Here is a 400-nt window from a genome sequence, read left to right as displayed (position 1 = left end):
CGAGGCCGGTCAGCTATTGGCCGCCATCGACGAGACCCGCTTCCGCTCGGCCTACATGGAATCACTGAGTCAGGCGCAGGCACTGCGCGCGACCATCGCCCGCCTGGAAGCCGAGGTGCTGGACAAGTCGAGTATCGAGTTCCCCGAGGTAGTGCGTGACAACGAGGCGCTGACCGCTACCGAGCGTGAGCTGTTCACGGCGCGGCGCAAGAAGCGTGACAGCGCCCTGAATGCGGTCAGCAAGGAGATCACTGCAGCGCAGCGTCAGCTCGCGGTGATCCGTCCGCTGGTCAAGCGTCGCGCCGTGGGCGAGATGGAGATGCTCAAGCTGGATCGCGAGATCGCCGAGCTCAAGGGTCGTCAGGCCGAGATCCGCAATACCTATCTGCAGGACGCCTAC

1 pseudogene is annotated in these 400 nt (G+C 64.5%); it reads left to right on the top strand.

Annotated features, from left to right (window positions below):
* Positions 1 to 400: pseudogene (locus QQF40_RS17045) on the top strand (hemolysin D); the annotation flags it as partial.

This window comes from Cobetia sp. LC6 (assembly GCF_030264805.1).
In the GTDB taxonomy this organism is placed as follows: domain Bacteria; phylum Pseudomonadota; class Gammaproteobacteria; order Pseudomonadales; family Halomonadaceae; genus Cobetia.
Note: the sequence above shows the minus strand (reverse complement) of the source record. Positions and strands in the feature narration are given on the sequence as shown.